Origin of the sequence: Yoonia maricola (genome assembly GCF_002797915.1) — a bacterium.
Classification (GTDB): Bacteria; Pseudomonadota; Alphaproteobacteria; order Rhodobacterales; family Rhodobacteraceae; genus Yoonia; species Yoonia maricola.
The window spans coordinates 399,222-422,281 of sequence record NZ_PGTY01000001.1 but is presented as its reverse complement, the minus strand read 5'-3'; the positions used below and the strand labels follow the sequence as shown (position 1 = coordinate 422,281).

General features: G+C 57.6%; 23 protein-coding genes. 13 read left to right on the top strand and 10 right to left on the bottom strand.

Annotated elements, in window-relative coordinates; genetic code table 11:
• Positions 1 to 17: 17 nt before the first annotated feature.
• Together BC777_RS02135 and trpE are read left to right on the top strand one after the other, a co-directional pair.
• Positions 18 to 1,856, top strand: a complete 1,839-nt coding sequence (locus BC777_RS02135; protein WP_100366516.1) for a peptidylprolyl isomerase — start codon at positions 18 to 20, stop codon at positions 1,854 to 1,856.
• A gap of 8 nt (positions 1,857 to 1,864) precedes the next feature.
• Positions 1,865 to 3,373: an anthranilate synthase component I gene (gene trpE / locus BC777_RS02130; RefSeq protein ID WP_100366515.1), complete on the top strand. Its 1,509-nt coding sequence runs from the start codon at positions 1,865 to 1,867 to the stop codon at positions 3,371 to 3,373.
• 25 nt (positions 3,374 to 3,398) lie between these two features.
• On the opposite strand, the gene BC777_RS02125 is transcribed toward trpE, so the two are convergent.
• Positions 3,399 to 5,072: a divergent polysaccharide deacetylase family protein gene (locus BC777_RS02125; RefSeq protein WP_168769052.1), complete on the bottom strand. Its 1,674-nt coding sequence runs from the start codon at positions 5,070 to 5,072 to the stop codon at positions 3,399 to 3,401.
• A 123-nt stretch (positions 5,073 to 5,195) separates the two neighbouring features.
• Here BC777_RS02125 and BC777_RS02120 point away from each other — a divergent pair, with 123 nt between their 5' ends.
• From BC777_RS02120 to lexA, 7 genes are all read left to right on the top strand, one after another.
• The gene (locus BC777_RS02120) at positions 5,196 to 5,777 is read left to right on the top strand and encodes an anthranilate synthase component II (protein ID WP_100367960.1); all 582 of its coding nucleotides are present in this window, start codon (positions 5,196 to 5,198) and stop codon (positions 5,775 to 5,777) included.
• Positions 5,774 to 6,790 carry an anthranilate phosphoribosyltransferase gene (gene trpD, locus BC777_RS02115; protein ID WP_100366513.1) on the top strand — a complete coding sequence of 339 codons (1,017 nt, stop codon included), beginning with the start codon at positions 5,774 to 5,776 and terminating at the stop codon, positions 6,788 to 6,790. Before BC777_RS02120 ends, trpD begins: the two co-directional genes overlap by 4 nt.
• Positions 6,790 to 7,431 carry a uracil-DNA glycosylase gene (locus tag BC777_RS02110; RefSeq protein ID WP_100366512.1) on the top strand — a complete coding sequence of 214 codons (642 nt, stop codon included), beginning with the start codon at positions 6,790 to 6,792 and terminating at the stop codon, positions 7,429 to 7,431. The genes trpD and BC777_RS02110 overlap by 1 nt, the downstream gene beginning before the upstream one ends.
• On the top strand, positions 7,428 to 8,234 hold the full coding sequence (trpC, locus tag BC777_RS02105) for an indole-3-glycerol phosphate synthase TrpC (protein WP_100366511.1): 807 nt from the start codon (positions 7,428 to 7,430) through the stop codon (positions 8,232 to 8,234). The genes BC777_RS02110 and trpC overlap by 4 nt, the downstream gene beginning before the upstream one ends.
• Complete coding sequence (moaC, locus tag BC777_RS02100) at positions 8,234 to 8,710, top strand: cyclic pyranopterin monophosphate synthase MoaC (protein WP_100366510.1); 477 nt, start codon at positions 8,234 to 8,236, stop codon at positions 8,708 to 8,710. Before trpC ends, moaC begins: the two co-directional genes overlap by 1 nt.
• The gene (locus BC777_RS02095; protein WP_100366509.1) at positions 8,707 to 9,879 is read left to right on the top strand and encodes a molybdopterin molybdotransferase MoeA; all 1,173 of its coding nucleotides are present in this window, start codon (positions 8,707 to 8,709) and stop codon (positions 9,877 to 9,879) included. Before moaC ends, BC777_RS02095 begins: the two co-directional genes overlap by 4 nt.
• Positions 9,880 to 10,003: 124 nt before the next feature.
• The gene (gene lexA, locus BC777_RS02090) at positions 10,004 to 10,690 is read left to right on the top strand and encodes a transcriptional repressor LexA (RefSeq protein WP_100366508.1); all 687 of its coding nucleotides are present in this window, start codon (positions 10,004 to 10,006) and stop codon (positions 10,688 to 10,690) included.
• Here lexA and BC777_RS02085 read toward each other — a convergent pair.
• On the bottom strand, positions 10,684 to 12,849 hold the full coding sequence (locus BC777_RS02085; protein ID WP_100366507.1) for a ComEC/Rec2 family competence protein: 2,166 nt from the start codon (positions 12,847 to 12,849) through the stop codon (positions 10,684 to 10,686). The two genes, lexA and BC777_RS02085, sit on opposite strands and share 7 nt — an antisense overlap.
• Before the next feature lie 46 nt (positions 12,850 to 12,895).
• Between BC777_RS02085 and gltX the strand changes: the two genes are divergently transcribed.
• The 4 genes from gltX to BC777_RS02065 all read left to right on the top strand — a co-directional run bounded on the left by gltX (position 12,896) and on the right by BC777_RS02065 (position 16,899).
• Entirely contained in the window at positions 12,896 to 14,290 is a 1,395-nt protein-coding gene (gene gltX / locus BC777_RS02080; RefSeq protein ID WP_211095318.1) for a glutamate--tRNA ligase, read from the top strand.
• Positions 14,291 to 14,382: 92 nt separating this feature from the next.
• The gene (locus tag BC777_RS02075; protein WP_100366505.1) at positions 14,383 to 15,678 is read left to right on the top strand and encodes a citrate synthase; all 1,296 of its coding nucleotides are present in this window, start codon (positions 14,383 to 14,385) and stop codon (positions 15,676 to 15,678) included.
• 36 nt (positions 15,679 to 15,714) lie between these two features.
• The gene (locus BC777_RS02070; RefSeq protein WP_100366504.1) at positions 15,715 to 16,221 is read left to right on the top strand and encodes a GNAT family N-acetyltransferase; all 507 of its coding nucleotides are present in this window, start codon (positions 15,715 to 15,717) and stop codon (positions 16,219 to 16,221) included.
• 165 nt (positions 16,222 to 16,386) lie between these two features.
• A complete protein-coding gene (locus BC777_RS02065; protein ID WP_100366503.1) occupies positions 16,387 to 16,899 on the top strand; it encodes a DUF2087 domain-containing protein in 513 nt (170 codons plus the stop codon).
• On the opposite strand, the gene BC777_RS02060 is transcribed toward BC777_RS02065, so the two are convergent.
• The 8 genes from BC777_RS02060 to argC all read right to left on the bottom strand — a co-directional run bounded on the left by BC777_RS02060 (position 16,884) and on the right by argC (position 23,057).
• Complete coding sequence (locus tag BC777_RS02060) at positions 16,884 to 17,660, bottom strand: enoyl-CoA hydratase-related protein (protein ID WP_100366502.1); 777 nt, start codon at positions 17,658 to 17,660, stop codon at positions 16,884 to 16,886. The genes BC777_RS02065 and BC777_RS02060 overlap by 16 nt on opposite strands.
• Before the next feature lie 70 nt (positions 17,661 to 17,730).
• On the bottom strand, positions 17,731 to 18,171 hold the full coding sequence (locus tag BC777_RS02055) for a cytochrome c-type biogenesis protein (protein WP_100366501.1): 441 nt from the start codon (positions 18,169 to 18,171) through the stop codon (positions 17,731 to 17,733).
• Positions 18,168 to 20,144, bottom strand: a complete 1,977-nt coding sequence (locus tag BC777_RS02050; RefSeq protein ID WP_100366500.1) for a heme lyase CcmF/NrfE family subunit — start codon at positions 20,142 to 20,144, stop codon at positions 18,168 to 18,170. Before BC777_RS02050 ends, BC777_RS02055 begins: the two co-directional genes overlap by 4 nt.
• Positions 20,145 to 20,220: 76 nt before the next feature.
• Positions 20,221 to 20,427, bottom strand: coding sequence for a hemolysin XhlA family protein (locus BC777_RS02045; protein WP_311135464.1), 207 nt, complete (start codon positions 20,425 to 20,427; stop codon positions 20,221 to 20,223).
• Complete coding sequence (locus BC777_RS02040; protein WP_100366499.1) at positions 20,414 to 20,914, bottom strand: holin family protein; 501 nt, start codon at positions 20,912 to 20,914, stop codon at positions 20,414 to 20,416. Before BC777_RS02040 ends, BC777_RS02045 begins: the two co-directional genes overlap by 14 nt.
• Positions 20,905 to 21,516, bottom strand: coding sequence for a holin-associated N-acetylmuramidase (locus BC777_RS02035; protein ID WP_100367958.1), 612 nt, complete (start codon positions 21,514 to 21,516; stop codon positions 20,905 to 20,907). Before BC777_RS02035 ends, BC777_RS02040 begins: the two co-directional genes overlap by 10 nt.
• Before the next feature lie 45 nt (positions 21,517 to 21,561).
• Positions 21,562 to 22,032, bottom strand: a complete 471-nt coding sequence (gene ccmE, locus BC777_RS02030; protein WP_100366498.1) for a cytochrome c maturation protein CcmE — start codon at positions 22,030 to 22,032, stop codon at positions 21,562 to 21,564.
• Positions 22,029 to 23,057 carry an N-acetyl-gamma-glutamyl-phosphate reductase gene (argC, locus tag BC777_RS02025; protein ID WP_100366497.1) on the bottom strand — a complete coding sequence of 343 codons (1,029 nt, stop codon included), beginning with the start codon at positions 23,055 to 23,057 and terminating at the stop codon, positions 22,029 to 22,031. The genes ccmE and argC overlap by 4 nt, the downstream gene beginning before the upstream one ends.
• Positions 23,058 to 23,060: the final 3 nt, after the last annotated feature.

Below are 23,060 nucleotides of genomic sequence, written 5' to 3'. Positions count from 1 at the left end.
GGTGGAGCAGGCATCAAATGGCAGAGAAAAAGAAACCTCGTTACGGCGCATGGGTGATCGTTGGCGTGATCCTTTTAGGTCTTGCCGGATTTGGCACTGGCGGGCTGAGTGGGAACATCCGCTCTATTGGCACCGTGGGCGATAAAGACGTCACCGTGACGGACTATCAGCGCGCACTGAACGAGCAAATCCGCGCGCTGTCGGCACAGTTCGGCACGCAGATTTCCTTTCAACAGGCGCAGGCGTTCGGGCTTGATCAAGTTGCCCTGAATCAGGTGGTCTTACTGCGGACGTTGGATAACGAAGCCGATAATCTGGGCATTTCCGTGGGCGACGCGCGTGTTTTCGAACGCTTGCAAGCCATTCCCTCTTTCCAGGGGGCCGGCGGCTTCAACCGTGAAACCTATCGGCTGTCGCTCCAGCAGTCGGGCCTTTCAGCCGCTGAATTTGAAGCTGGCATTCGCGAAGAGACAGCACGTACTTTGTTGCAAGGGTCAGTTGTCAGCGGCGTGCCCACCCCTGACGCCTATGCTGATGCGCTGGTGCAATATATCAGCGAAACCCGCAGCATCACCTGGGCCGTAGTTGACGAAGAGGCCCTGACAGCCCCAGTGCCTGGTGCGACACCGGCAGCACAGCAGGAATACTATGACGCTCACCCCGAAGAATTCACACTGCCTGAAAGCCGCGACATCACCTATGTCTGGCTGACACCCAATATGATCATTGACGATATGGTCGTCGCGGACGCCGCCGTCGAACAGCTTTACAATCAACGTATCGCTGAATTTGTACAACCCGAACGGCGGCTGGTCGAACGGTTGGTCTATCTTGACCAAGACCGCGCCGCAGACGCCGTCGCACGCGTCAACGCCGGTGAGACGACGTTTGAAGACCTTGTTGCCGAACGCGGGCTGAGCCTGACCGACATTGACCTTGGCGATGTGAGTGAAGAGGATCTGGGCAGCGCAGGTGAGGCCGTCTTTGAGGCTGAAGCCGGCCAAGTCGTTGGTCCTTTCAACTCTCCCTTGGGCCCTGCACTGTTTCGGATGAACGCCGTGCTGGCAGCACAGGAAACCCCGCTTGAAGAGGCCGCACCAAGTTTACGTGATGAACTGGCCGCGGATGCCGCGCGTGAGTATATCAATGACGCCGCTGATCCTATTACTGACCTGCTGGCGGGCGGTGCCACAATGGCCGATCTTGCAGAGCGTACCGATATGCAGCTGGGCACCATCAACTGGACGCCCGACACCACGGACGGAATCGCCGCCTATGACGCCTTCCGCAGGGAGGCAGCCGCCGTGCAGGAAGGCCAGTTTGCCGAAATCTTTGATCTTGCAGATGGCGGCATCTTTGCCCTGACACTTGAAGGTATCGTGCCACCAACCTTGCAGCCACTTGACGATGTCCGCGATGCTGTCTCTGCCGCGTGGCAGGCCAACGCCCGACAAGAAGCCATTATTGCCAAGGCAGAAGAGATTGCGGCAGATATCCAGCCCTTGACCGGCTTTGATACCTTGGGGCTGGAGCCACTGGTTGAAGAGAACCTGACCCGCCGTTCGTTTGTCGAAGGCACGCCACCCACATTCAACGATCAGCTGTTTGAGATGGCCGTTGGCGATGTCCGCGTGATTGATGCTGAAAATCGCGCGCTGATCGTGCGTCTTGATAGCATCACACCAGCCGATCTGTCAGACGAAGCCGTCATCGCACAACGTGATGCATTGGCTGAAAATGCGCGTGCAGGGATTGCCCAAGACATCTTTGATGCCTATGCGACATCAGTGCAGCAGCGCACAGAGCAACGCCTGAACCAGCAAACCATCAACGCGGTCAACGCACAGTTCCAATAGGCGGACCCATGGCCCTTTTGCCCGACTACGACGACTTTGCCCAAGGGTACGACGCGGGCGCCAATCAGGTTGTCTATACACGTATCGCAGCTGATCTGGACACGCCTGTGTCACTGATGCTCAAGCTATCGGGCGCGGGCAAGAATGCATTCATGCTTGAAAGCGTGACAGGCGGTGAAGTGCGCGGGCGCTATTCTATCGTGGGTATGAACCCTGATCTGATCTGGGAATGTCGCGGCACCTCGTCGCGCGTCAACCGCACAGCGCGTTTCGATGACGCTGCGTTTGAGGCGATGGCTGACGACCCGCTCACCGCCTTACGTGCCCTCTTGACCGAATCGCGGATTGATCTGCCCGTTGATCTACCTGCTGCCGCTGCCGGGCTTTTTGGTTATCTGGGCTATGACATGATCCGGCTTGTCGAACACCTGCCCGACATCAACCCCGACCCGCTGGGCTTGCCTGACGCAATGATGCTGCGCCCATCCGTCGTCGCCGTGCTTGACGGGGTGAAAGGTGATGTCATCCTTGTGGCACCCGCCTATGTCAATTCCGGCCTTTCGGCCCGTGCCGCCTATGCCCAAGCTGCTGAACGGGTGATGGACGCCCAACGCGCGTTGGAACGTCCCATGCCCAGCGAAGCCCGTGATCTGGCAGACCCTGCGCCGGTCGCCCCGCCTGTTTCAAACTTTGCTCATGACGCTTATTTAGACGCGGTTGAGAAGGCCAAGGATTACATCAAAGCCGGCGATATTTTTCAGGTCGTTCCCTCGCAGCGCTGGACACAGGATTTTCGGGAACCACCCTTCGCGCTTTATCGGTCATTGCGGCGGACCAACCCTTCACCCTTCATGTTTTTCTTCAACTTCGGCGGCTTTCAGGTGATCGGGGCAAGCCCCGAAATCCTCGTGCGGGTCTTCGGCAAAGAAGTAACAATCAGGCCGATTGCAGGCACCCGGCCCCGTGGGACCACGCCCGCCGAAGATAAGGCGAATGAGGCGGACCTGATGGCGGATCAAAAGGAACTGGCCGAACACCTCATGCTGCTTGATCTGGGCCGTAACGATACTGGCAAAGTCAGCAAGATCGGCACTGTGCGCCCGACGGAACAGTTCATCGTCGAGCGATATAGCCATGTCATGCACATCGTCTCGAACGTCGTGGGTGAACTGGCCGATGATCAGGACGCGCTAAGCGCGTTTTTTGCGGGCATGCCTGCGGGTACGGTATCCGGCGCGCCCAAGGTCCGCGCGATGGAGATCATCGATGAGCTGGAACCGGAAAAGCGCGGGGTTTATGGCGGCGGCTGCGGGTATTTCAGTGCAAATGGTGACATGGACATGTGTATTGCCCTGCGCACCGCCGTGTTACAGGATGAAAAGCTTTATATTCAGGCCGGTGGCGGTGTCGTTTACGACAGCGATCCAGAGGCCGAATATCAGGAAACGGTCCATAAATCGAACGCCATCCGCAAGGCAGCCGCGGATGCCACGATGTTCCGGGGCAACGGCAACTAGGCGCGTTGGGCAAAGACCGCGCTGACTACTCTGCGCGCAAAAGAACCGCTGATACGGGCGCAATCGCCAGTGTTTCGCGATCCACGTCCGCAGCCCAAGCTTGCAACGCTGCCAGCGTTTCAGGCATCACGCGGCCCAGCAAAACAGCCTCGCCGGTTTGGCGCGCGCGAAATGCGGCTTGATCCAACGCCCGCACAATCGCCGCTGTGTCTTCGCCCGCACCGTCAATGTCACGCAGCACGGTGGTTGAAACGACACCAGCCTGATCAGCGGCACGCGCAGCATTGCTTAGCCCACGCTGCACCGTCACAAACCCATATCCATCCGTTTCAAGGATCTGCATCACCTGTTCGGTGACGGCCCTGTTCTGCATCGCGCCGGTGCCATCTGAGAAAAGCATCGTCACCTCAGGCACCATTCCCAGCGCAGCCTCAAAAGCGACCTCGACATCGCTGGGCTGTGCACCATCCGGCAAATCTGCTTGCATCGCAACCTCAACCCCCGCAGCGCGGTATGCGGCAGCCAGATCGCCCGATGCAGAAGATAGCCCATTGATGGCAACGGTAGATACAAACCCAAGTGCTCCAACGGCCGCTGGCGCATCAGGCATCTGACCCTCATCAATCAAAATGATTGATATCAGCGCATCAGCCTCTCCTTGCGCGAACGGTACGGCATAGCGGCGCAGCGCGGGCGCATCATCAGGGATCGCATCTGCAACAGGAGGTTCAACAGCCGGAGTATCCGGTTCTTCCACCGCCTCAGTTGGTCGATTGATACGAACCGCCGCATTGGTTTGCGGCAAAGCTTCTGCCACCGCTGCTGGTTCATCCTGCGCTGCATCGCCCACGACTGTTGGCTCTGGTTCCACAATGACAGCCACGTCCGGCTCTGCTGGTGGTGTTTCAGGGATCTGCGCAGTGACGGGTGGCGTTGCGTCCTCTTGCTGGGTTGGTAATACATCAACAGGTGTACCCTGTGTTGGCTCTTCAACGGGATCAGCGATAGGCGTGGACGCCTCTGCAACTGTTTCTTCCTCGGTGACAACAGGCTCAGAAGTGGCCTGATCAACCGGCGCGTCCGGAATAACTGCCGCAACCGGTTCATCTGCCGTCACAACGGGATCAGTTGCATTATCCTCGACAGGCGCCTCCTGCTCGGTCACAAGCGCCGTCTCCTCCTCTGCCACCACGCTATCAGCCTCAGTAATGGTGGGCACATTTGACACGTCTTCTGTGGGCGCGATGGGCGCAATGACTGCCGGGGTGTTATCCACTATCGGGGGCACCGCCTCTTCGATCGCAGGCGCCACAAGCGCGGTATCGGTCCGCGGCACGGCAGGTGCTTCAATGTCGCTGGCAAGCCCGGACTCTGCAATGGCGTTTGGCACGACAATTGTCGCGTCCACTTCTGCGGTCTGCGGCAAGGCAGCCGGCTCTGTCGATACCTCTGGCGCGTTTTCTGCAACATCGGCCAATGCATCCAAAGGCGCAGTCGGCGTAAACTGCGGTGTCGCGTCGCTGCTGCTCTCAAACGCGACAGCCGGTCCCGGCGTTACATTCTCCAAAACAGGCACCGTCAGTTGGGGTGCCGCAGGCCCTTCGGCAAAACGAGGCTGCTCGCCCACAAGCGATGCAATGCCTAGGCCACTACCACCCAACACCAACGCCCAAAGACCGCCTGAAAAGTAGCCCTTCATCTGCCCACACCCTTTTGTTCCACCTTGACGCCACCTTGCGTCCCGGCCCATGTATAGCGGGCTTATACCGCTCTGACGATAGGATGCGGTAGCCCCTTTTTGCCATCTTCGTGGGATTTCGCCATGCTGCTACTGATCGATAACTATGACAGCTTTACGTATAACCTTGTCCATTATCTGGGGGAATTGGGTGCTGATGTCGTCGTCAAGCGCAACGACGCCTTGAATGTACAAGAGGCGATGGCGATGCGCCCCGAAGCGATCATGCTATCGCCGGGTCCTTGCGATCCATCTCAGGCAGGGATTTGTCTGGCGCTTGTTCATGCCGCAGCCGAGACAAAGATGCCTCTGATGGGTGTCTGCCTCGGCCATCAGGCCATTGGCGAAGCTTTTGGCGGCAAAGTGACACGCTGTCATGAGATCGTGCACGGCAAAACGGGTGTCATGAAACACAGCGGCAAAGGCCTGTTTGAAGGTCTGCCCAGCCCGTTTGACGCCACCCGCTATCATTCGCTGATTGTGGAGCGTGAAAGCCTGCCCGACAGCCTTGAGATTACCGCTGAGCTGGACGACGGCACCATCATGGGCCTGCAGCATCGCGAACTACCCATTCATGGTGTCCAGTTCCACCCTGAAAGCATCCGGTCAGAGCATGGCCATCAACTGCTGCAGAATTTCCTTAAAATGACAAGGGTGCCCGCATGAGCGATGCAATGAAGCCGCTGATCTTTGCGGCATCCGAGGGCCCGCTGTCGCGTGCGCAAGCGGAAGAGGCATTCGGCTACCTGTTCGAAGGGGCGGCAACACCTGCACAAATTGGTGGTTTCCTGATGGCTTTGCGCGCCCGTGGCGAATCCGTGGCCGAATATGCCGCCGCCGCTGCCGTCATGCGCGCCCACTGCGTGCCTGTGAAAGCACCGCCCGGCGCGATGGATATCGTCGGCACTGGCGGAGATGGTAAACATACGCTGAATATCTCAACCGCGACAGCTTTTGTTGTGGCAGGCGCCGGTGTGCCTGTGGCCAAACACGGCAACCGCAACCTGTCGTCCAAATCCGGGACCGCAGATGTGCAATCTGCACTTGGCATCAATGTGATGGTCGGGCCAGATGTGGTGGAACAGGCCATCGCAGAGGCCGGGATCGGGTTTATGATGGCCCCGATGCATCACCCAGCGATGAAACACGTTGGCCCCGTGCGGGTTGAACTGGGATCAAAAACGATCTTTAATATATTGGGACCATTGACCAATCCCGCTGGCGTAAAGCGACAACTGACCGGCGCCTTTGCCCCAGATCTGATTTTCCCGATGGCCGAAACCTTGCAACAACTCGGCACCGAAAAAGCATGGCTCGTCCACGGCAGCGATGGCACCGATGAAATCACCATCTGTGGGCCAACAGCCGTGGCCGCCCTCGAAGATGGCAAGATCACATCGCGTGAAATCCACCCCGAAGATGCTGGCCTACCGGTACATGATTTCCGCGATATCCTTGGTGGCACGCCAGTGGAAAACGCTGCGGCCTTGATGGCTCTGCTAGAGGGGGGCACAGGGGCTTACCGCGATGCCGTCCTGCTCAACGCAGCCGCCGCTCTGGTCGTCGCCGACAAGGCCGCCGATCTGAAAGCAGGGGTCGCATTGGCCCGCGACAGCATCGATAGCGGCAAGGCAAAACGGGCGGTCGAGACGCTGGCGCGCGTTACAGCGGCCGCCTGATGTTTGATCTGACGGGTCTGGGCGATTGGGGCACATTGCCGTTTTTTACCAATGATCTGCCGCAGATTACGTCCAAGATTGACGGTGATGTGCTCCCGCCACCGGCGCTGACCTTCGCCGCCCTCGCACGGACGCAGCCAGATGCCGTTCGCGTTGTGATCCTTGGCCAAGACCCTTACCACACGCCGGGCAAAGCTGATGGTCTGGCGTTCTCGATCCCGGCACAGTTTGGTGGCAGGCTCGACAGCCTTGGCAATATCTTTAAGGAAATTCAAAGTGATACCGGCAGATCCCGCAGCCAAACCGCGCTTCAGGATTGGGCCGACCAAGGTGTCCTTTTGCTGAATACCGCCCTTACGGTGCCACCCGGCCAACCGAAAGCCCACGCCAAACTGGGTTGGTCCACGCTGGTCCGGCAAGTTTTTGAACGTCTGGGCGACCGTCCCCGCGCGATCATCCTCTGGGGTGGTCCCGCGCAGGCTTACGCCAAATACCTCGCCCCTGATCATCTGATTTTGCAATCAGCGCATCCTTCGCCCCTTTCGGCCCATCGCGGGTTTTTCGGGTCGCGCCCATTTTCAAAGGTGAACCAGTGGCTTATTGATCAAGGCCAAGAGCCAATCAGCTGGGCGGACCCATGAGCGACATTCTCGAAAAGATCAAAACCTACAAGCTCGAAGAGGTGGCAAACCGGAAAGCCGCTGTCCCGCTGGATGAGGTAGAAGCGCGCGCCAAAGCAGCACCGCCAACGCGCGGGTTTGCCGCGAGGCTGTCCGATGCCGCGCGCGAAGGCTACGGCCTTATCGCAGAAATCAAGAAGGCCAGCCCTTCCAAGGGCCTCATCCGCGCCGATTTCGACCCACCGGTACTGGCTGAAGCCTACGCAGACGGCGGCGCAACCTGCCTATCCGTCCTGACCGATGGCCCCTCCTTCCAAGGCGACGACAGCTACCTGACCGCCGCCCGGTCTGCCGTAGATCTGCCCGCCCTGCGCAAGGATTTCATGTATGATACCTATCAGGTTGCCGAGGCGCGCGCGCTGCACGCCGATTGCATCTTGATCATCATGGCCAGCGTCAGCGATGCACAGGCGCAAGAGCTTGAGGATGCAGCGTTTTCCTGGGGCATGGATGCGCTGATCGAAGTCCATGACGCGGCAGAACTTGAGCGCGCAACCGCGCTAAAATCCCCGCTTATGGGGATCAACAACCGTAACCTCAAAACCTTCGAAACCACGCTGGACACAACCCGCACGCTTTCCAAGCTCGTGCCAACGGACCGCATGATCGTCTGCGAAAGCGGGCTGAACACCCCCGAAGAACTGGCTGATATGGCGCGCTACGGCGCGCGCACTTTCCTGATCGGCGAAAGCCTGATGCGGCAGGATGATGTGGCTGCCGCAACGCGCACCCTTCTGGCCAATCCTGCTACGGGGATGATGTGATGGCCGGCCTTTCGCACTTCGACAGGAACGGCAAGGCACATATGGTCGATGTTTCGGACAAGCCCGTGACCGCACGTACCGCGATTGCAGAAGGCCAGATCAAAATGACCACGGAAACACTCGCGCTCATCAACGACGGCCGCGCCAACAAAGGTGACGTCCTTGGGATTGCACGTATCGCAGGCATCATGGCGGCAAAAAAAACCGCTGAACTGATCCCTCTTTGCCACCCTTTACCGATCACCAAAGTGGCGCTTGATCTCTCGCCAGACACCACACTGCCCGGAATCCGCATCACCGCCACGGTCAAAACCGGCGGACAAACCGGGGTCGAAATGGAAGCGTTAACCGCGGTCAGCACCGCCGCCCTCACCATCTATGACATGGTGAAAGCCGTCCAAAAGGACATGGAAATCGGCGGGGTCCGCCTGACCTTCAAAGATGGCGGCAAATCAGGCCGGTTCGAGAATTCATGATCAGCGTCGCTGAGGCACTCGACCAGCTTTTCGCCCTTGTCACGCCGCTTCCGGCAGAAGACGTCCCTCTTACACAAGCAAACGGTCGCGTTCTTGCCAGTGACGTGACAGCGATGCGCAACCAGCCCCCCTTTGCGGCCTCTGCGATGGATGGCTATGCCGTCAGCCGCACATTGATCAAACCCGGCCAAACCTACGAGGTGATTGGCGAAGCCGCAGCAGGCCATCGTTGGGACGGCACTGTGGGGCCAGCCCAAGCGGTCCGCATTTTTACCGGCGCACCGCTTCCTGATGGCGCCGACCATGTCATCATTCAGGAGAATATCACGCGTGATGGCAATGCCATTACACTGGACGCTAGCGCCAATGACAAACCGCATGTCCGCCCCGCAGGGGCCGATTTTCACGCCGGGGACGTTATCAAAGCACCGCGCCTGCTGGCCCCTTCCGATATCGCCCTGCTGGCAGCAATGAACATCGCAACAGTGCCTGTGACACACCGTCCTATCGTTGCGATCATCGCGACAGGTGATGAATTGGTACAACCGGGCGAAACCCCAAATGACGACCAGATCATCGCATCAAACAGCTATGGTCTGGCAGCACTTCTTGCAAACCTTGGTGCGCATCCCCGGCTTTTGCCCATCGCGCGCGATACGACTGCCTCTTTGGAGCTGGCCTTTGACCTGGCCGCCGATGCTGACCTGATCGTCACGATCGGCGGTGCATCTGTAGGGGATCACGATCTGGTGGGCCAAGTTGCACAGGCTAAAGGGATGGACCGAAGCTTTTACAAAGTCGCCATGCGCCCCGGAAAACCGCTCATGGCAGGCCGGATGGGCAATGCCGCAATGGTCGGACTACCCGGTAACCCCGTTTCGGCGATGGTCTGCGGGCATATCTTTATCGCACCATTGATCCGCAAAATGCTGGGGCTTGGGCAAACCTCTGCCCCGCGCGAAACCCACCCGCTGGCGAAGGACGCGCCCAGAAACGGCCCGCGCGAACACTACATGCGTGCGCATATCAGCACCAATGGCGTCACAATCTTCGACCGCCAAGACAGCGCCCTGCTCTCTGTTCTCGCCGAGGCCAATTGCCTCGCCGTGCGCCCCATCAATGATCCGGCACGTAAAACAGGCGACGCAATCGATATCATCCGCCTTTAACTTGCGTCGTCCAATCAAACTACCGCCGGTGCTATCCTGCACTCACCATCAAAACCAGGTCCCAGTTGACACAAAACAAGAACATGCATAGAACATATGCAAAACGTGACAATGGAGCAGCGCAATGTTGACCAAAAAGCAACTCGACCTGTTGGAGTTTATCCACAAGCGCGTCCAGCGCGACGGGGTGCCACCCAGTTTCGATGAAATGAAAGAGGCGCTTGATCTGCGTTCCAAGTCCGGAATCCACCGGTTGATCACGGCACTGGAAGAACGCGGTTTTATCCGTCGCCTCGCCCACCGTGCGCGCGCATTGGAGATTGTGAAACTACCAGAGGCGATGCAAACCAAGACAGGGTTTACCCCTCGCGTCATTGATGGGGACAAGCCCGACAGCACCCCTGTCACCGCCTTGCCCGTCGATACGGGCGCGGTTGATCTGCCAATGATGGGCCGGATCGCCGCCGGTGTCCCGATTGAGGCGATCAGCGAAGCATCCCGAAATGTTTCCGTTCCGCAGTCCATGGTTGGGGCCGGTGATCACTATGCCCTTGAGGTAAAAGGGGATTCCATGATTGACGCCGGGATCAACGACGGTGATGTGGTTGTGATCCGCGAAACAACGGTGGCCGACAACGGCGATATTGTTGTGGCCTTGGTCGAAGGGCATGAGGCCACGCTGAAACGTTTTCGCCGCAATGGCAGCGCCATAGCGCTTGAGGCGGCAAACCCGGCTTATGAAACACGGGTTTTCCGCGATGATCAGGTCAAGGTGCAGGGCCGTTTGGTCGGGTTGATCCGTACCTACTGATCCGTTTGATTTTGGGTTAAAAGGGTGGCATCAGCGGCCCTTTTTCTTTGCGCCAATGATAGGCGGATGGGCGCAGGCAGATCGCCTTGACGCATGTTCCACGGGCGTTGCCCCGCCACCGCATGCGCCGTATCAATCAAAAGATCACCATTTGGCGCAACATTCAGCGACAGCGCGCCAGTGTTACGCAACCGCGCCAAATCATAGACCACGCAAGGCCGAATACCCGCATCAACCTGATTGCTGATCAATACATCCGCCCCCGCACATCCCGCCAGTTCGGCCAAAGCTGTTTTGCCTGCCACCTGCAGCACGCGCCAGCCGCCAAGCGTTGCCTCAGTCACGCGGCCTTCAATATGCAATCCGGTGCGGCCGGCCGCCTGCGCTTGTGGAACAGGGCCACCGTCGTTCTCCAACCAGATGCCTGCGACAAACCCATTGCCGCTCGCCTTGGACAGGATACGCCCATCAGCGCCCTGCAACCCAATCAAAGATCCGCTGTCGGCAACCAGTAAGTCGGCGCGCTCTGTCTGGTGCCAAAACACCCCGGCGGCGGCGACCAGAATAACGCCCCCCAACCTGCCTCGCCCCGTGACCAGAACGATCCACAGCAACCCCAACGACAAGAGGGGCAAAACATACCAATCAGGTGCCCAGACATGCCCAAGCGCACCGTCACGGGACGACACCGCCGCAGCCACAAACAGGATCCACCGCAGCCCGACTTCCATTAACCACAATCCAACACCCCAAAGCCCAAAAGGTGCCAAACACACGGCGAGGACGGCCGCCGGCATGACAAGCGCCCCCATCAACGGCACGCTCAACACATTGGCAATTAACCCATAGTGCGCAATCTGGTTGAAATGGGCGGCGGCAAAAGGTGCGGTCGCAAGCCCCGCCACGAAAGATGACAATACAACCGACAAGATAGGCCGGGTCCAACGCGGCAGTCCCGATAAATCAAAACGTCGCAACGCGCCAAAGACAACAACCAGCGCCGTGGTCGCCGCAAAAGACATCTGAAAACCCGGGCCGACCAAAGCCTCAGGTTGCCAAAGCAACACGATGATTGCCGCCATCGCCACCGCGCGCAACGTCAATGCGCGCCGCCCCAACAAGATGGCCACGAACATGACCGCCACCATGATATAAGCGCGTTCGGTCGAAACACTCCCACCGGACAACGCCAAATAGAACGCACCTACGCATAAAGCGCAAATGGCAGCGATTTTTTTCGTAGGCCACCGCAAGGCGACACCAGGGATCAGCGCAAGCCCATAGCGCACAACGGCAAAGATAAACCCGGTCAGCAACCCCATATGCAGCCCCGAAATCGCCAACAAATGCGCAAGGTTGGCCGTCCGCAAATCGGTCAGCGTCCCTTGCCCGATGCCAGAACGGTCCCCCGTCATGATCGCCGCCGCAAAGGCCCCCGGCTCACCCGGCATGGCTTCTTGCACGGCGCTGGAAATGGCCATCCGCATAGCAAATAGACGCATCCCCAAATCCAGCGCATCCGGAACATCTAGGCGCAAAACAGGAGTTCTGGTGTATCCTACAGCGCCCAATTGCAAGAACCAGGCATGGCGTTGAAAATCAAATCCGCCCGGCTCAGCAGGCCCTGCAGGTGGCGACAAATGCCCCGTTAAGATCAGCACATCACCCGGCGTAAAACCCGCCAAAGGTTGCGTGCCATGCAATGAAACACGCACCCGAGCCGGCGTACGCTCTGGTGCCATCCTTGCCAGCACCACACGATCAAGCGTCAGCCGCACTGCATCACTGGCTGATCGATCAATATTGATCACCCTGCCCTCAATCGGGCCGTAATAGCGGAAATTCAGGATCGGTGCCTCAACCGATGTGACCCGGTATTTTGCAGCGCAAACTCCCGCCAAAGCCAAGGCGACCGCAATCAGCAAAGGCGCAAAGGCAGTCGGCACCAGACGCGCAGAAACCATGGCAGCAAGACCCGCACAGCACAGGCTGACCATGACAAAGGTGTCAGGCTCTGATCCAAGCCCAAAATAAGTGCCGACGCCAACGCCCAGACATACCGGCACCCAGCCGATCAATGATCCGCGTTGCGCCAGTAGTGCTGCTTCAATCTGCGCGCGCACTTGTCCTTCACCCCGTAGTCTTTTATCCCCACCCAAGCCGGAACCCTACCGGAAAGCTGGTTAGCGAAAGGTTAATATCCCCATGTCCGTCGTCACACGTTTCGCCCCGTCGCCCACTGGTGCTTTGCACATTGGTAGCGCGCGCACCGCCTTGTTCAACTGGCTTTATGCTCGTGGGCGTGGCGGCAAGTTTCTGCTGCGGATCGAGGATACCGATAAGGCGCGGTCTACCGATGAAAACCGCCAAGCGATCTTGGATGGTATGACATGGCTGGGCCTTGATTGGGACGGGGAACCGTCCAGCCAGGCAGCCAACGCCACCCGTCACGCAGCTGTCGCGCATGAGCTGCTGGCCAAAGGTGCGGCTTATAAATGCTTCAGCACCCAGGATGAAATTGAGGCCTTTCGCGAAATGGCACGGGCCGCGAAAACATCGACCCTGTTCCGCTCACCATGGCGGGATGTGGCAGAAGCTGATCACCCTGATGCCCCTTACGTGATCCGCATCAAAGCACCCCGCGAAGGCCAGAAGACGCTGCAAGATCAGGTACAAGGCGATGTAACCTGGTCCAATGACCAGCTGGACGATATGATCCTGCTGCGCTCTGATGGCACACCGGTCTACATGCTGGCCGTTGTTGTGGACGACCATGATATGGGCGTTACCCATGTGATCCGTGGCGATGACCATCTGGCCAATGCTTTTCGTCAAAACCTGATTTACGAGGCGATGGGATGGGATAAACCGACACTTGCGCATATCCCGCTGATCTTTGGCCCCGATGGGAAAAAGCTGTCAAAGCGCCATGGCGCAACAGGTGCCGCTGAGTATCAGGCCTTGGGCTATCCGGCGGCGGGCATGCGCAACTATCTTACCCGGTTGGGATGGAGCCATGGGGATGATGAATTCTTCTCGGACGCACAGGCGCGAGAGTGGTTTGATTTAAACGGAATCGGTAAGTCACCTGCCCGTTTTGACTTCAAGAAGCTCGAAAATATCTGTGGTCAGCACATGGCCGTCGCTGCCGATGCTGCACTGCTGCAAGAATTGCAGGGTTTCCTTGCGGCAACCGGTGCTGATCCGCTGACTGAGGCGCAAAAGAGCGGATTATCGAAGGCGATGTATTGCCTCAAAGAAAGGGCAAAGACTTTTCCGGAACTTATTGATAAAGCACATTTTATCCTGACAGACCGCCCGATTGAACCGGAAGAGAAAGCCGCCAACCACCTGACCGATGTATCCCGTGGTATACTAGCGGAATTGACGCCGCAGTTGCAAAATGCTAGCTGGTCCCGAGACATCCTGGAGGGGATCGTCGCGTCCACTGCCGAAGCTCATGACATGAAACTAGGCAAGCTGGCCGGGCCTTTGCGCGCGGCACTCGCGGGACGCGCGGTTTCACCCAGTATGTTCGATATGATGTTGGTCCTGGGGCAAGATGAAACCATCGCCCGGCTACAGGATGCCGCCGACTGAAACCTATTCGTTACGAATAGCAGTTAACTGGATGCCAACGAGAATGATGCCGCTGCGCTGTCACTCAGCGCGGGACCGAGAGGGGAAAAAACATGGCCGAGAATACCGATACAGCAAAGCTTACGCTCAAGGGCAAAACATATGATTTGCCCGTTCACTCCCCCACGAGCGGACCTGACGTCATCGACATTCGCAAGCTTTACGGGCAAGCGGATGTTTTTACATATGACCCTGGGTTTACCTCCACTGCGGCCTGCGACAGCACGATTACATTTATCGACGGTGATAAGGGTGTTCTGCTACACCGTGGGTATCCGATTGATCAGCTTGCAGCCAATTCTCACTATCTGGAAGTGTGCTACCTGCTGCTTTATGGTGAACTTCCGTCTGCGGAAAAGCTCGAAAAATTCGAATCCCTCGTGACCAATCACACGATGATCCACGAACAGATGCACAACTTTTTCCGCGGGTTCCGCCGCGATGCGCACCCCATGGCTACGATGGTCGGTGTCGTCGGCGCGATGTCAGCGTTCTATCATGACAGCACCGATATCAACGACCCGCACCAGCGTGAGGTCGCAACGATCCGTCTGATCGCCAAGATGCCAACGGTTGCCGCCATGGCCTATAAATACTCTATCGGGCAACCGTTCGTGTATCCGCGCAATGACCTCGACTATGCAGCGAACTTCCTGCACATGTGCTTTGCTGTCCCTGCCGAAGAATACAACGTGAACCCGATCCTGAGCCGCGCGATGGACCGGATTTTCACGCTGCACGCAGATCACGAACAAAACGCTTCGACCTCGACCGTCCGTTTGGCGTCCTCTTCCGGGGCCAACCCATTTGCCTGTATCGCTGCGGGTATCGCGTGCCTTTGGGGCCCCGCCCACGGCGGTGCGAACCAGGCCTGTCTTGAGATGCTCAAGGAAATTGGCACTGTTGACCGCATCCCAGAGTTTATTGCTCGCGCCAAGGACAAGAACGACAGCTACCGCCTGATGGGCTTTGGCCACCGCGTTTACAAAAACTTCGACCCGCGCGCGACCGTGATGAAAGAAAGCGCGGATGAGGTGCTTGACTTGCTGGGTGTTGAAAACAACCCCATTTTGCAGGTCGCCAAAGAGCTTGAAAAACAAGCGCTGGCCGATCCGTATTTTGCCGAGAAGAAACTGTTCCCGAACGTGGACTTCTATTCCGGCATCATCCTAGAGGCGATGGGTTTCCCCACCTCAATGTTCACGCCGATCTTTGCGCTGGCCCGCACCGTAGGCTGGATTTCGCAATGGAAAGAACAGCTTGCTGATCCACAGCTCCGCATCGGTCGTCCGCGCCAGCTTTATCTGGGTGAATTGCAGCGCGACTATGTCGATATCGAAAAACGGTAAGATGACAGGGCTGCCTTCGGGCGGCCTTTTTCTTTCATGACCCTGACAACTGAACGCCTGATCCTGCGGGCTGCCACGCAGGATGACCTGATGGACCTGCACGCGATCTTCAGCGACCGGCGCGCCATGCGGTATTGGTCAACCGCACCGCATGAAACCCCTGAAAGGACACAGGAAAACCTTGACCGGCTGATAGCATCAGCCGCGCGACAACTGACCTATTTTGTGATTGAGAAGGACGGTCGCACGATCGGCACCGCGGGCATGCATAAAACCGATGAGGTCGGATTTCTGTTGCATCCGGCCTACTGGCGGCAAGGCATCGTGACCGAGGCCATGCATGCGATCATCCCCTACCTTTTTAAGGTGACAGATCACGCGCAACTCACGGCTGATGCAGACCCACGAAATGCCGCATCGGTCGGGTTGCTGAAATCACTTGGGTTTGAGGAAACACATCGCGCGAAAAATACATTCTGCATCAATGGAGAGTGGTCAGATAGCGTTTACTTTGCCTTGCCACGACCCGCTCAGGTGCGTTAGGACAAAGGTGGTCATCAGTTCACCAAGGCGTCGCCGACCCATTTGGGTCACGCTAGACCTGATATTGGCAAGACATTTCGCGCTGACCTTTTCACAAGGCTGGACGACAAGGGCGACCATCACCCCGCAATATCGGGGCCAGTTGATACGTTGAAAGGCCACCGTATGACACGCGAGATAATCTCGATCACCATTGACGATCTGTCGATGTTCACCAAATCCCTGCGGAACACATTGAAACAACACGATCAACTGCCGGGCCATGCGGCCATGCTGGGGCTTGTGGCCAAAGCCGCCGGGTACGAGAACTATCAACACCTCAAAGCAGCAAAGCCAACTGCGGCCATCCCCACCCCGATGCAGAACAAACGCTTGGCCCGCGCCATGCATATTTGGCAAGACGGCCTTATGACCCGGTGGCCCAAACAAACCTCTGTGCAAGGATTGTGTTTATGGGTGTTCTGGGCGGCCATACCAGCCAAACAGGACATCACCGAAAGCCAGGTGAACGATGTGCTGAACGCGCGGCACAGCTTCAACGATCACGCCATCCTGCGCCGCTCTATGGTCGAACATCGGTTGCTGCAACGCACCGTCGATGGCAGCGTCTATCGTCGGATCGAACAGTCGCCGCCTGAAGATGCGGCTTACTTGATTGCAGCTCAACGACCTTCGTAAACCGCCGTACGCTTCTCTAGGAATGCAACCACGCCCTCTTGGAAATCGCGCGTCTTTCCGCAGCGCCCTTGCAGTTTCGCCTCCAAGGCCAATTGGTCATCCAAGGAGTTCTCAAACGACCCGCGGATTGCTTTCTTCAACTGGCGATAGGCGACTGTTGGTCCCTGAGCCAAATGCGCGGCACGGCCCTGCACATGCTCAAGAAACGTCGCCGCAGGCGCGGTTTCGTAGATCATACCCCAATCGCAGGCCTGCTGCGCGCTGATCTTATCGGCAAAAAGTGCCGCCCCCATCGCTTTGGCTGCGCCCATCTGACGTGGCAGCCAATAGGTGCCGCCTGCGTCCGGGATCAGGCCGATGCGGGTGAAGGCTTGGATGAAATAGGCCGCGTCAGAGGCGATGACCACATCCGCAGCCAGCGCAAGGTTCGCCCCTGCCCCAGCCGCTGGCCCATTTACAGCAGAAATGGTCGGCACCCGGCAATCAAAGATCGCCTTCAGCATCGGCACATATTCGTCGCGCAACGTCCGCTCCAGATCAAGGGTTGCGGCACTGCCCCCATCGCCAAGATCCTGGCCGGAACAAAACGCCTTACCAGCCCCCGTCAGCACCACAACACGCGCATCCTTTTCCGCCACCTTCATCGCATGCGTAATTTCGGCCCGCATCTGCGTGTTAAGGGCGTTCATCATGTCGGGGCGGTTCAGTGTGATCACTGCAACCGAGTTGCGAATGACAAGTGTGATGGCCTGATAATCCATGCGCGAGCTTCCTTATACAAACTGACCTTAACCTAGTGAACTGATCAGTTTAGGAAAGCCCTACCGGGCGTCACGACCCCAATATTTTCTCTAATTCGGCTTTTTCAGCCTCTGACAGGTCCTTATCTACAGGACGTTTGGCGCGGATTGTCGACCAGCCAATGCCAAGAGCGATCAAAAGCAATGCCGGTGCAGCCAACCACAAAATCAGATTTGCCCCCCGCGCGTCGGGGCGCAGCAATACAAACTCTCCATAACGCGACACCATAAAGTCCAGCGCTTCCTGATCCGTATCCCCTGCTACCATCCGTTCCCGCAGCACGATACGCAGCTCTTGCGCTAGGGCCGCATTGCTTTCATCGATGCTTTCATTACGGCAAACCGGGCAACGCAGTTCTTGCGACAAGGCGCGCGCACGGTCTTCCAGCACCGGATCATCCAGCATCTCATTTGGGTCGACCGCCCAAAGCGGCGATGCCAAAAGCATCACGATGATGGCGAGCCGCTTCATTCCGCAGGCACCGCTTTGGCGGTAGTTCTTTTGGCCGAGGCTGCCCCAACGCGCAGACGCCGATCAGAGAGCGAGAAACAGCCCCCCAAGGCCATCAAGATTGCCCCACCCCAAATCCAATTTGCAAAGGGTTTGAGGTAGATCCGTACGGCCCACCCGCCATTATCCTGTGGATCGCCAACAACGACATAGATATCGCGGATCACCCCGTTGATGATTGCAGCCTCGGTTGTGGGCATATTCGCCACCGGATAGAAACGTTTTTCCGGATGCAGATCACCCACTTGGCTGTCGCCCCGCCAGACGGAAATATCAGCCATTGTCGTGATGTAATTCGGCCCATCCAGCTGATTCACCCCATCAAGGCGGAATTCAAACTGACCAACGTTCCAACTGTCACCAATTTGGGCAACGCGGATGTCTTCCTGTTCCCACGCGAGCATCGCTGCGATCCCAAAGATCGTCACACCCATCCCGATATGCGCTGTGGCCTTCCCCCAATCCGCGCGCGGCAGGCGTGTCATACGCCGCAAACGCTCCATCACGGTGTCTCGCCCGCTACGCATCCACAGATCGGCAATCGCGCCACCGACAACCCAAACACCCAAGGCCACACCAATCGGACCAAGTGCTGAGTTGCCGCTCTGGATCGCATAAGCGAGCCCGGCCAAAGCGACAGCCAACACCAGCCAGCCTACCAACGCATTGGAGGCACGGTTCAAAGTGCCGCGTTTCCACGCAAGGATTGACCCAAAGGGCAACGCAATCGCCAGTGCGACCATGAAGGGCGTAAAGGCCGCGTCAAAGAAAGGTGGTCCAACCGATAAGACCCGGCCAAAAAATAACTCTGCCGCCAAAGGCCACATCGTGCCGATGAACACAACAAAGCAGCTAACAGACAGCAGAATGTTGTTGAGGATCAGCGCGCTCTCACGGCTGACAGTCGAAAAGACGCCTTTTGATTCCATCTCTGCGGCGCGGGCCGCAAATAAAACCAACGCCCCGCCAACATAGAAGCACATAATGTAGAACAGCAGCATGCCCCGCTCGGGGTCATTGGCAAAGGCATGCACCGACGTCAGCACGCCAGAACGTACAATAAATGCGCCTAGCAGTGAAAACCCAAAGGCCATGATGGCCAAAAGGATTGTCCAGGCCTTCAGGGCCTCGCGCTTTTCCACGACGATGGCGGAATGCAGCAAGGCCGCCGAAATCAGCCAAGGCATAAAGGACGCGTTTTCAACCGGATCCCAGAACCAAAAACCGCCCCAACCCAGCTCATAATAGGCCCACCACGACCCAAGCGCGATGCCCACGGTCAGGAACATCCAGGCCGCCAAAGTCCAAGGGCGCACCCAACGGCCCCATGCGGCATCGACCCTGCCTTCGATCAAGGCGGCAATGGCGAAAGAGAATGACATGCTAAGACCGACATAGCCGAGGTACAGAAACGGCGGGTGGAAGGCCAAACCGGGGTCCTGCAAAAGCGGATTGAGATCGCGGCCATTCAGCGGCGGCACCTCCAGACGCAGAAACGGATTGGACGTGAACAGGACAAAAGCAAAGAAAGCCACTGCAATCGAGGCCTGCACCGACAACACCCGCGCTCGCAAACGTGCTGGCAACCCATCGCCAAACCATGCCGCGCAGGCGCCAAACAGCGTCAGGATGACCATCCAAAGCAGCATGGACCCCTCATGGTTCCCCCAGACGCCAGTGATCTTATAGATCATCGGTTTATCCGTGTGGGAATTCAGGTACACCAGTTGCACCGAAAAATCAGAGGTCACAAAGGCCCAGGTCAGCACCGCAAAGGCAAACGCGGTCAACAGGAATTGCACGGTCGCCGCAGGTTCCGCCACTGCCATCCAGCCGGCGTTGCCTTTGTGTGCGCCAACCATTGGCACGATCGTCTGGATGATGGCGATGCCAAAAGCCAGAATCAAAGCAAAGTGTCCAAGTTCTATCAACATGAGACAGATGATAGCGCATTGACAGCACAGGCAACATCCCCGACCGCTCACATCTGCGGTACATTTTGGCGCACCCTCAGATCGCCAAACCACCTTGGACGGCATAGGTGACACCTGCCATCAAAAGAGCGCCAATCACCAGGCGGACAAGCCACTTCAGCGTGTCTTCAATTGCGCTGAGCCGTCTTGCAACATTGGTGCGGTGCACGTCATCAACAGCGTTGCGCATCTCCAGTGCAACAATTCGACGTTCCAGATAACCTGTCGCCTCAGTCTGCATCATCAGCCTGCCAATCTTGAAGCGCGGGATTTGTGCTGGGTTTCCCAGTTTCTTCCGGTTGTAGTTGCGCGGCAGCAAAGCTCATCGCGACAGAGCGTTGAAATTCCTGCGTTTTCGCCTGATGGCGTGCGCCGAAATAAAAGCTGACAATCGCCCCCATCAGCCACCAAAGCGGTTCCGGCACAAAGGCTAGGCCTTCCATGCCCTGAACAAACCTTTCGGGCTGTATCATCGCCATCACAAAGAGCCAGATCGTGCCCAAGGCCAGCGCGGGGCGTGGCAGACGGTTCAGCCCATCCACCACCCGGTCAAATGCACCCCGGTTTGGGTGCACGAACTCTGCTGCAAACTGCGCGAGGCTCTCTGACCGGGACGAGGCCGCGCGGACCGCCCCGTTCTCGGCATTCTCGCGAAACACCTGTGCGGTTTCCACCACGACATTGCGCCCGTCCCCAAAAAGGAAGCTCATGATCCCTGACATCACACCCATTTTGAAACCCTTGCCTTATGCTGCGCATCGGTCAGACGATACTTGTCCGACACAAACTCCTCCGCCCGTTTGATCCACCCGCCCTTGCCGCCATCGCGCCTGCGCGCATATTTGCGGCTGGCCGGGCGGCGATCGGCGAGGTCGTAGTAATAATTGCGCCGCGCAATACCGTAAGCATCAGCCAGATGATCGGGGGCCGCCGCTATCGCCTGTTTTGCCGCAGCAATGGTTTGCGGGCCAATCACGCCATCGACGTTTACGGAAATTCGCATATCCCCCAGCAACCGCTGCAATATCTTCACCGCATTGGCCCCGGCATTCACATACATGTCGAAAACACTCGCCTGTAGCGGCGCAGGCAGCCGGTCAATCCGCGGCCGGCGAAAATAATGTTCGACAAAGATAGATACTGCATGGGCGCGTGTCAGGACGCGCACGTCATCTTCATCAATCTGCCCGTCCTTGGTCAGGTCAAGGCCCAACCGGCGCATTGTGTGGATTGTCACACCATAATTTGTCGCCCCGCCCGGATCGTCGGGATCATTCACATAGCCCCCTTCACGGGACACGATTTCTTGCGCGATTTCGGTAACAGTCTGCATCTTGATCCCTTCCACAAGGTCGGGGCAAAGACTGTTCCTTAAAGGTTAATTGGTGGCGACAGCACCGTCCGGCTCGACATAGGTGCCTTGCTCTTTCAAAGCATCAATCACTTCGGAAGGCATGTATGTTTCATCATGTTTGGCAAGAATTTCAACGGCTTCAAAGCGGCCATTGACGTAATTTCCTTGTGCAACCATCCCTTCACCTTCGGCGAAAAGATCAGGCAGGATGCCAGTATAGACAACAGGCACAACAGCACCCCCATCGGTGACAGAAAAGCTCACCTGCTCACCCTGACCACGCACGATGGACCCTTCTGCAACAAGTCCCCCAATACGGAAACGCTCGTTAGGCGGCGGCGGTGCTTCAGCAACTTCCGAAGGAGAACGGAAGAATTGAAAGCTGTCATCCGGCAAAAACCACAGCAGCACGAGGACCAGCGCAATGCTGACCCCCGCCATGGAAATCACCTGAATGCGGCGACGCTTTTTGAGGCTTTTGAGACCACCTGTCATGGAAACACCGGGGCCAGCATCAGGCCCTCTGTCTCTGGCAGGCCCAGCATCAGGTTGGCGTTTTGCAACGCTTGCCCCGAAGACCCTTTGGTCAGGTTATCCAAGGCCGCAATCAGTATCGCCCGCCCCGGCACACGGTCAGCGACCACGCCAATATGGCAAAAGTTCGATGCCCGGATATGTTTGATCGACGGATGTTGTCCCATCGGCAGTACCTCAATAAACGGCTCGTCCGCATAAGCGGCGTTCAGCGTGTCATATATAGTCGCTGGATCACCCTGCACATAGCAGGTTGCCAAAATGCCGCGGTTGGCGGGAATAAGGTGTGGCGTGAATTGCACATGAACAGGGCGGCCTGCGATGGCACTGAACTCCTGATCAAACTCACCCAAGTGCCGGTGCGTGCCGCCAGCGGCGTAAGCATGGGCCCCTTCTGACAGTTCCGCGTGCAACAGGTTCTCCTTCAGGCTGCGTCCTGCGCCTGATACTGCACATTTCAGGTCGATGATGATCTGATCTAAATCAATTGCTCCTGCTTCGATCAATGGCCGCAGCGCATATTGGCCCGTGGCCGCGTTGCAGCCGGTGCCAGCAACCAGCCGGGCATCCTTGATCTGATCACGGTAAAATTCGGTCAAACCGTAAACAGCCTCGCCCTGCATTTCGGTCGCAGCATGGCCTTTACCATACCATTTTTCATAATCAGCAGGATCACGCAGCCTAAAATCAGCCGAAAGATCAATGATCTTGAGGTTCTTTGGCAATTTGGAGATCACGGCCTGTGACGTGGCATGCGGCAGCGCGCAGAACACCAGATGGACGGCGCTGAGGTCCATTTCCTCAATCGTCGTCAGAACAGGCAGATCCAAGTGGCGCAAATGTGGGAACACATCCGCCATGGCCATGCCTGCTTTGGAGTTCCCGGACAGCCCTGTGATCTTGAGGCTGGGGTGTGTTGCGATCAGGCGCACGAGTTCGGCACCGGTGTAACCAGAAGCGCCAAGAATGGCGACGTTATAGGTCATAAG